Below are 6,319 nucleotides of genomic sequence, written 5' to 3'. Positions count from 1 at the left end.
TTGTTAAGCACTTTTCCAATCAGTCAGGTGGTCTATTTAAAGACCTTTTGTGCATCCGAAGATGCTTTCTCTGCCTGAATCCGGTAAGTGCCCACACAGTTTGCTTGGCTTGGTATATTGTTAAAGAACGTTTCGCTGCGTTGAGCGAGGCTGCGCATTCTACAGCCTTGGTGTTTTGTGTCAAGCCTTTCGGCGAAATTTTTTATGACTCAAAACATCTGCTTTTGGCGACTTCGTTGTCTGCCTCAAGCGTGGGGCGCATTTTAGAGATTTAACTGGCCGCGTCAAGCGCCTTTTTGACATTTTTATGTGTTTTTTTGCCAACTGCTGATTTTGTGAGCGAAGCGCTCTAAAAAGCGGCGTGATTTGCTTGATTCGCCAGCAGTGGCGGTTTCTGCTAGTCTTTAAGGTATGATTTAGACAGATCAAATATATAACATTTTGGCTGAGTTTTAGAGGTAATAGAGCATGAATGGCGATATTCGTAGTTATCGCGGTATTGAACCGCAGTTCGGTGAACATGTTTATATCGATAGTAGTGCAGTGATTGTTGGTGATGTGCACATTGGTGAACATAGTAGTGTTTGGCCTTTGGTCTCTGCCCGTGGCGATGTGAATAAGATTCGAATTGGTGCGCGCACGAATGTGCAGGATAACTGTGTACTGCATGTCAGTCGTACCAGTGAAAATAATCCGCAAGGCCATCCGTTAATTATTGGCGATGATGTAACGGTAGGGCATCACGTCATGTTGCACGGCTGCGAAATAGGTCATCGTGTTCTTATTGGTATGTCGGCGGTGATTATGGATGGCGCCATCGTTGAGGATGATGTCATCATTGGTGCCGGTAGTTTGGTTCCACCAGGTAAAACATTAAAGCGTGGTCATTTATATGTTGGCAGCCCGGTGAAAGAAGCGCGCCCACTAACAGAAGAAGAATTAAAGTTCTTACCACAGTCGGCTGCGAACTATGTGATCTTAAAAGAAGACTATTTATTGCATGTAACGGCCATTTAGAACCATTAGTGAAAATCACGCGAGCGGTTAGCCGACACCCCGAGTTGCGCTAACTGCTCTGTGCCATCCTCTAAATGCGCGGCGATAACGTGAATAACTTCCCCATGAATCTCAACAATACCTTTCACTTTTAATAGTTGAGCAGTGAGATAGGCTTGGCGAAAATCACGAGCGGTTTTTTGCCATATAACAATATTAATCAAACCAGATTCATCTTCGAGGGTGACGAAAGTGACGCCTGATGCGGTACCAGGGCGCTGCCGGCAAGTCACTAAACCAGCGACACGTACAAGCTGTTTATGCCGACACTGCGCCAGTTCACTCGATAACTTATAACCTTTGAGTTGCTGTTGTTCACGCAGTAGCGCCAACGGGTGACGACGCAGCGAAACGCCGGTGGTTCGATAATCGACTGCGATATCTTGAAACTCTGCCGGTGGCAGGAGATTACTAGCAGGTTCGGTAAGCTGATCCATAAATAGCGGTAATTGCTCGGCCTGCAAGGCCAAACTTTGCCACTGGCTTTGGTAACGATGCCCAGCTAATGACCCGAGCACATCGGCGGTCGCTAATTTATGTAGATCGGGGCCGCTAAGGCCAACATCACGTAACTGCTGTAACGACTGAAAACCTTGTGCGGGACGCTGTTCCAGCAAAGCTTCAATACGTGATTGTGAAAGACCTTTAATTAATCGTAGCCCCAAGCGCAGTTGCACACCTCGAGCGCCAGCTTCGAGCAGATGATCCCAGGCACTCTGCTGAATGTCGGCAGGGAGTACTGTGATGTGGTGCCGCCGCGCATCTTGGATCAACTGATTCGCTGAATAGAATCCCATCGGGAGACTATTCAGCAAGGCACAATAAAATGCCGCTGGGTAATAGTGTTTTAACCATGCCGAAGCGTAAGCTAAGTTAGCAAAACTCGCCGAATGCGACTCTGGAAAGCCGTACTCACCAAAACCACATATTTGCTGAAAAATCCGCTGCGCAAATTCTTCGCTATAACCACGCTCGCGCATTCCTTTAATTAATTTGCTTTCAAATTGCCGCAGTTCACCAGAACTCTTCCAATTCGCCATAGCGCGGCGTAGTTGATCGGCCTCGCCGCCACTGAAGCCGGCGGCCACCATGGCGAGCTTGATTACTTGCTCTTGGAAAATCGGCACACCTAAAGTGCGTTCTAATACTTGTTTGACGGCCTCGCTTGGAAAGGTGATGGGCTCAAGACCAGCGCGCCGACGCAAATATGGATGAACCATATCACCTTGAATAGGGCCAGGTCGGACAATCGCAATTTGAACCACCAAATCATAAAACGTCTGTGGCCGGAGTCGGGGAAGCATATTCATTTGCGCCCGCGACTCAATTTGGAACACACCAATGGAATCGGCGCGTTGCAACATCTGATACACCTTGGCATCTTCTTGGGGAATATCTGCTAGGCCAAGCTCGCGCTGATGATGCTGCTGAATTAATTGCAACATTTTACGTATAGCGGTGAGCATGCCGAGCGCCAGCACATCGACTTTAATAAGATGTAAGGTTTCTAAATCATCTTTGTCCCACTGGATGACTGTGCGTTCTGGCATGCTCGCATTTTCTACCGGTACCAAATCAGATAGCTGTGTGGAGGCAATCACAAAGCCACCAACATGCTGGGATAAATGCCGAGGGAAGCCTAATATCGACTCGGTAAGCGCCAATAAACAACGCCCGCGGTGCGTTTTGCCAAGCCCAGATACTTTCTCCAATAACTGTTGTTGCCAGCTACTGTGTTGGTCGCGGCGATCGATCTGACGCAAGTAATGGCGTAATTCCTGCTCATGGAACCCTAACGCTTTGCCAACGTCACGCAATGCACTGCGTAAGCGATAGCGAATGACCGTTGCGGCTAATGCAGCTCGATGCCGTCCGTATTTTTGATAAATATACTGGATAACTTCTTCACGACGTTCGTGTTCAAAATCAACATCGATATCGGGCGGCTCATCCCGTTCTACTGAAATAAAGCGCTCGAACAAGACATCAATTTGATCGGGATTGACCGCCGTTATTTGTAAGCAATAGCAAACCACTGAATTCGCAGCAGAGCCACGTCCTTGGTACAAAATGCCGTGTTGCTGAGCAAATTGAACTAAATCATGAATGGTGAGAAAGAAATACTCATACCTCAACTGGGCTATCAGTTGCAGTTCTTTTTCGAGCTTTGCTTTGACATCCTCGCGCAGGCCTTGTGGAAAGCGTTGCTGGGCTCCGCCGTAGGTGAGTTCACGCAAATGCTCACTAGCTGTTTTTCCTTCTGGAACCAACTCAGCTGGGTATTCATAACGTAATTCGCTGAGACAAAAGCAGCATTGCTTGGCGATAGCTATACTTTGCGCCAGCCAGTCGGCAGGATAACACTGTTGCAGTTGCTCAAGCGTTCGCAAGCAATAATCTTGGTTCGGTTTCAGTTGTGCGACTTGGGTTTCTAGCGGTTGTCGACGACGAATAGCGACTAACACATCGTGCAACGATTGCCGCTGCGGCTCGTGATAACACACTTCACATACGGCGGCGACGGGTATGGTTTGCTCAATACTCAGCCGTTGGTAGTAGCAATAACGCTGCGCATCATCTGCTCGGTAATGGCGACTATAGGCGAGCCAGAAATAATCACCGAATGCTTGTTTTAATTGCTCTGCGGTCGCTTTGATCAAATCACTGTCCGCTTCTTCTAAGTTCGCTTTGAACAGCGGTCGCCATAACAGCGAACATTGCGTTAATGTTTCGATGAAATCTTCGAGAAAAACCTGATAGCTGCCTTTCTTACTACGGTTTCGTGCCGTCGTGATAAGTTGGCATAATTGCGCATAACCTTGGCGGTTACGTACCAGCACAATCAAGGTGCCAATATTTTCTAAGTGAAATTCGCTACCAATAATCAATCGCAATGGCTGCTCGCGCGCAGCAACATAAGCACGCACCACGCCGGCAACGGAACATTCATCGGTAATGGCTAAAGCTTGATAGCCATAGTCTACCGCTCGCTGCACCAATTCATGTGGGTGCGAACCGCCGCGCAGGAAGCTAAAGTTACTTAAGCAGTGCAGGGCAGCAGGGCGTTGATCAACGGTTGTCGCCACAGTATTAACTGAACCAGCCATGCAAAAACCAACCTTTGTCATTCTGGTAAATCCAACCTTGCCGCTGCCATTTATCCAACGCTATGTAATAGTCGCGGGCAACGGCATCAGCATTCCACCAACCACTCACGATTCGCTCTGGTCCCCATTGCAATTGCCACTGTTGCCGTTCAATAGGTTGTGCTTCGGGTAATAACCAATAAGGGCGCTGTAACGATAACATTGTGCTGGTTGGCTTCGCCTGCCATGGCTTAAGGCCGCCTTGGTACTCCGGTCGCCAATCATCATGTAGGTGCAAGCTTTGCACCTTGGATTCGCCTAAGCGAGCCTGCAAACGACTCACCAAGGCATTTAATGAATCGGTCTGTGCTTGTGGTGCGGCAAACATGGCTTGTTCTTGAGCTTGGCGGGGCTCGGGACGTTGTACTCGAACGCTTAACGCCAATACCGGCTGTTTGAGCTTTTGTCGCTCTAAATGCAATTGGCTTAAGCTGAGCAAGTCGCGTTGTTGCCACACGGCATGGGCAAACTGAATAGGCACTTGAGTTACTGGTCCGCTGCGGTGATGTGCGCGAATCAATAATGCCCGAGTACTCCACTGATGAATTTCTAAAAAGCTTTCAACCTGTTGTAACAAGCGCTTTAGCGGAAACAAAAGCTGTGTCCAGCTATGTGCCTCGGTATTCAGCTCAACCTGCTGATCAAATCGATCGGGGGGATGATAAAAGTTCTGAGGCGGCGATAACTCACCAGCAAGTTCGGCAACATAAGTTGTCATTGCGCGACCAAACCGTGCGCCGAGCTCCGCTCTGGGTAGCTGTAACACTGCGCCAAGGGTTAACAATCCAACATCTCGAAGTTTGTCGATTTGTGCCGGGGGTAAGCCGCTGTAGTCAATGGGTAGTTTGTTAATCGCCGCCTTCACATCTGTCGCCTCGGCACTCAGTACCGCATAGCCCGAAGCGGCTAATAACTTAGCTGATAGTGGGCTATAACCACTGCTTAAAACATAGCGCAGTGGCCATTGTTGTAATCGTGTTTGCATGCGCGCGACCACTCCAGCAAAACCTTGATGTAGCCGTAACAAGCTTTGCACCTCAAACAACAGACCTTGCGGCGGATGCAGCACAATTTGTGCCATATCTTGATACAGCACTTGAGCGAGCTGCGTCAGCATGGTGCTTTCGCGCTTGGCGTTATAGTCATGTAGTTTAAGTTCTGGCACCAACGTGCTAGCGAGTACCTCCGCCATGCCTATTTCAACACCTTGTTGTAGCGCAGCGGAATTGGCTTGCACCACACTCCGTCGTGCCGCGTGACCTTGTGTTACAGCGCGCGGTACAACACCTTGCTCTGGGGGCTGTAATGCTAACTGATAATCCAGTAACAGATGTGGAAAATGGAGATACAACCAAGCATTCATAAAGCACGACGGCGCCTCGGTAAACGGGAATCGACACCACAAGAGAACGCAGGTAATGGCCAACCAAAACGACGCTTCAAAATTCGAATCGATAAGCTATCAGCACGCTCAAGCTGTAGCCGAGTGACATAAGCGCGCGCCTCTTCTTGCTGTTGCCAAGACGTGATCACAAACGCCAATTTCTGCTGTGCTTCTGCCGCTTGTTGCAAACGCCGCACCGCCGTTGCATTTAAGCCTGTATGCCAAATTAAAACCGTATCTATCGCATTGCTTTGCAAAGCTTGTTCAGCAGCCCACAGTGCCAGCTTGTCATCGGGTTCATGCACCACCACATGCTGGTGCAACACAAGGTTTTGATAACTTAGCCCCGGCGCATAGGGTTGAACCGGCGGGTTGACCCAAAGCACCCTCGTTTGAGGTTGCGCCAATAATGGCAATAACAGCGCCAACTCACCAATAAAGGGTTGCTGCACTTGTAGTTCATTCACACTGCCTTGCAACCAACCACCACCTAAACGGGTATCGAGCTCAGCCCAACCGCTACTTAAAAACTGTTGATCGGCTTTATGTGCAGGTACCTCTTGGCCTTGCCAGAGCCAGCCTTTTTGCACTAATGCTTCAATTTGTGCGGGATACGCCATCACTCACCTCGGCAAAACAACCACAAATACTGTACATATATACAGTATACTTTAGAGGCTTTTTTCGAGGCTGGCAAGTATTTCGCAAATGGGTATCATAGGCGCATAACTAT

At 48.8% G+C, this 6,319-nt stretch carries 5 protein-coding genes; 2 read left to right on the top strand and 3 right to left on the bottom strand.

The window, feature by feature from the left end; genetic code table 11:
* Positions 1-275 (top strand): hypothetical protein (locus CWI76_RS11635; protein ID WP_206750227.1); only part of this gene is annotated, 275 nt, incomplete at its 5' end.
* Between the two features lie 193 nt (positions 276-468).
* Positions 469-1,017, top strand: a complete 549-nt coding sequence (locus tag CWI76_RS08555) for a gamma carbonic anhydrase family protein (RefSeq protein ID WP_126759905.1) — start codon at positions 469-471, stop codon at positions 1,015-1,017.
* Between the two features lie 5 nt (positions 1,018-1,022).
* Here CWI76_RS08555 and CWI76_RS08550 read toward each other — a convergent pair whose 3' ends face one another.
* Genes CWI76_RS08550 through imuA form a run of 3 tightly spaced genes read right to left on the bottom strand, consistent with a single transcriptional unit; the run spans position 1,023 to position 6,206 of the window.
* Complete coding sequence (locus tag CWI76_RS08550; protein ID WP_126759904.1) at positions 1,023-4,163, bottom strand: error-prone DNA polymerase; 3,141 nt, start codon at positions 4,161-4,163, stop codon at positions 1,023-1,025.
* The gene (locus CWI76_RS08545) at positions 4,147-5,565 is read right to left on the bottom strand and encodes a Y-family DNA polymerase (RefSeq protein ID WP_126759903.1); all 1,419 of its coding nucleotides are present in this window, start codon (positions 5,563-5,565) and stop codon (positions 4,147-4,149) included. Before CWI76_RS08545 ends, CWI76_RS08550 begins: the two co-directional genes overlap by 17 nt.
* A complete protein-coding gene (gene imuA / locus CWI76_RS08540; RefSeq protein ID WP_126759902.1) occupies positions 5,562-6,206 on the bottom strand; it encodes a translesion DNA synthesis-associated protein ImuA in 645 nt (214 codons plus the stop codon). Before imuA ends, CWI76_RS08545 begins: the two co-directional genes overlap by 4 nt.
* Positions 6,207-6,319 lie beyond the last annotated feature (113 nt).

It is taken from the genome of Pseudidiomarina marina (assembly GCF_003987045.1).
Taxonomy (GTDB): Bacteria; Pseudomonadota; Gammaproteobacteria; order Enterobacterales; family Alteromonadaceae; genus Pseudidiomarina; species Pseudidiomarina marina.
This window is presented reverse-complemented; position numbering and strand designations above follow the sequence as displayed.

Bases quoted from the DNA above. Each gene is read 5' to 3' on its own strand.
- CWI76_RS08555 (WP_126759905.1), top strand. From the start codon at position 469: ATGAATGGCGATATTCGTAGTTATCGCGGTATTGAACCGCAGTTCGGT.
- CWI76_RS08550 (WP_126759904.1), bottom strand. From the start codon at position 4,163: ATGGCTGGTTCAGTTAATACTGTGGCGACAACCGTTGATCAACGCCCT.
- CWI76_RS08545 (WP_126759903.1), bottom strand. From the start codon at position 5,565: ATGAATGCTTGGTTGTATCTCCATTTTCCACATCTGTTACTGGATTAT.
- imuA (WP_126759902.1), bottom strand. From the start codon at position 6,206: ATGGCGTATCCCGCACAAATTGAAGCATTAGTGCAAAAAGGCTGGCTC.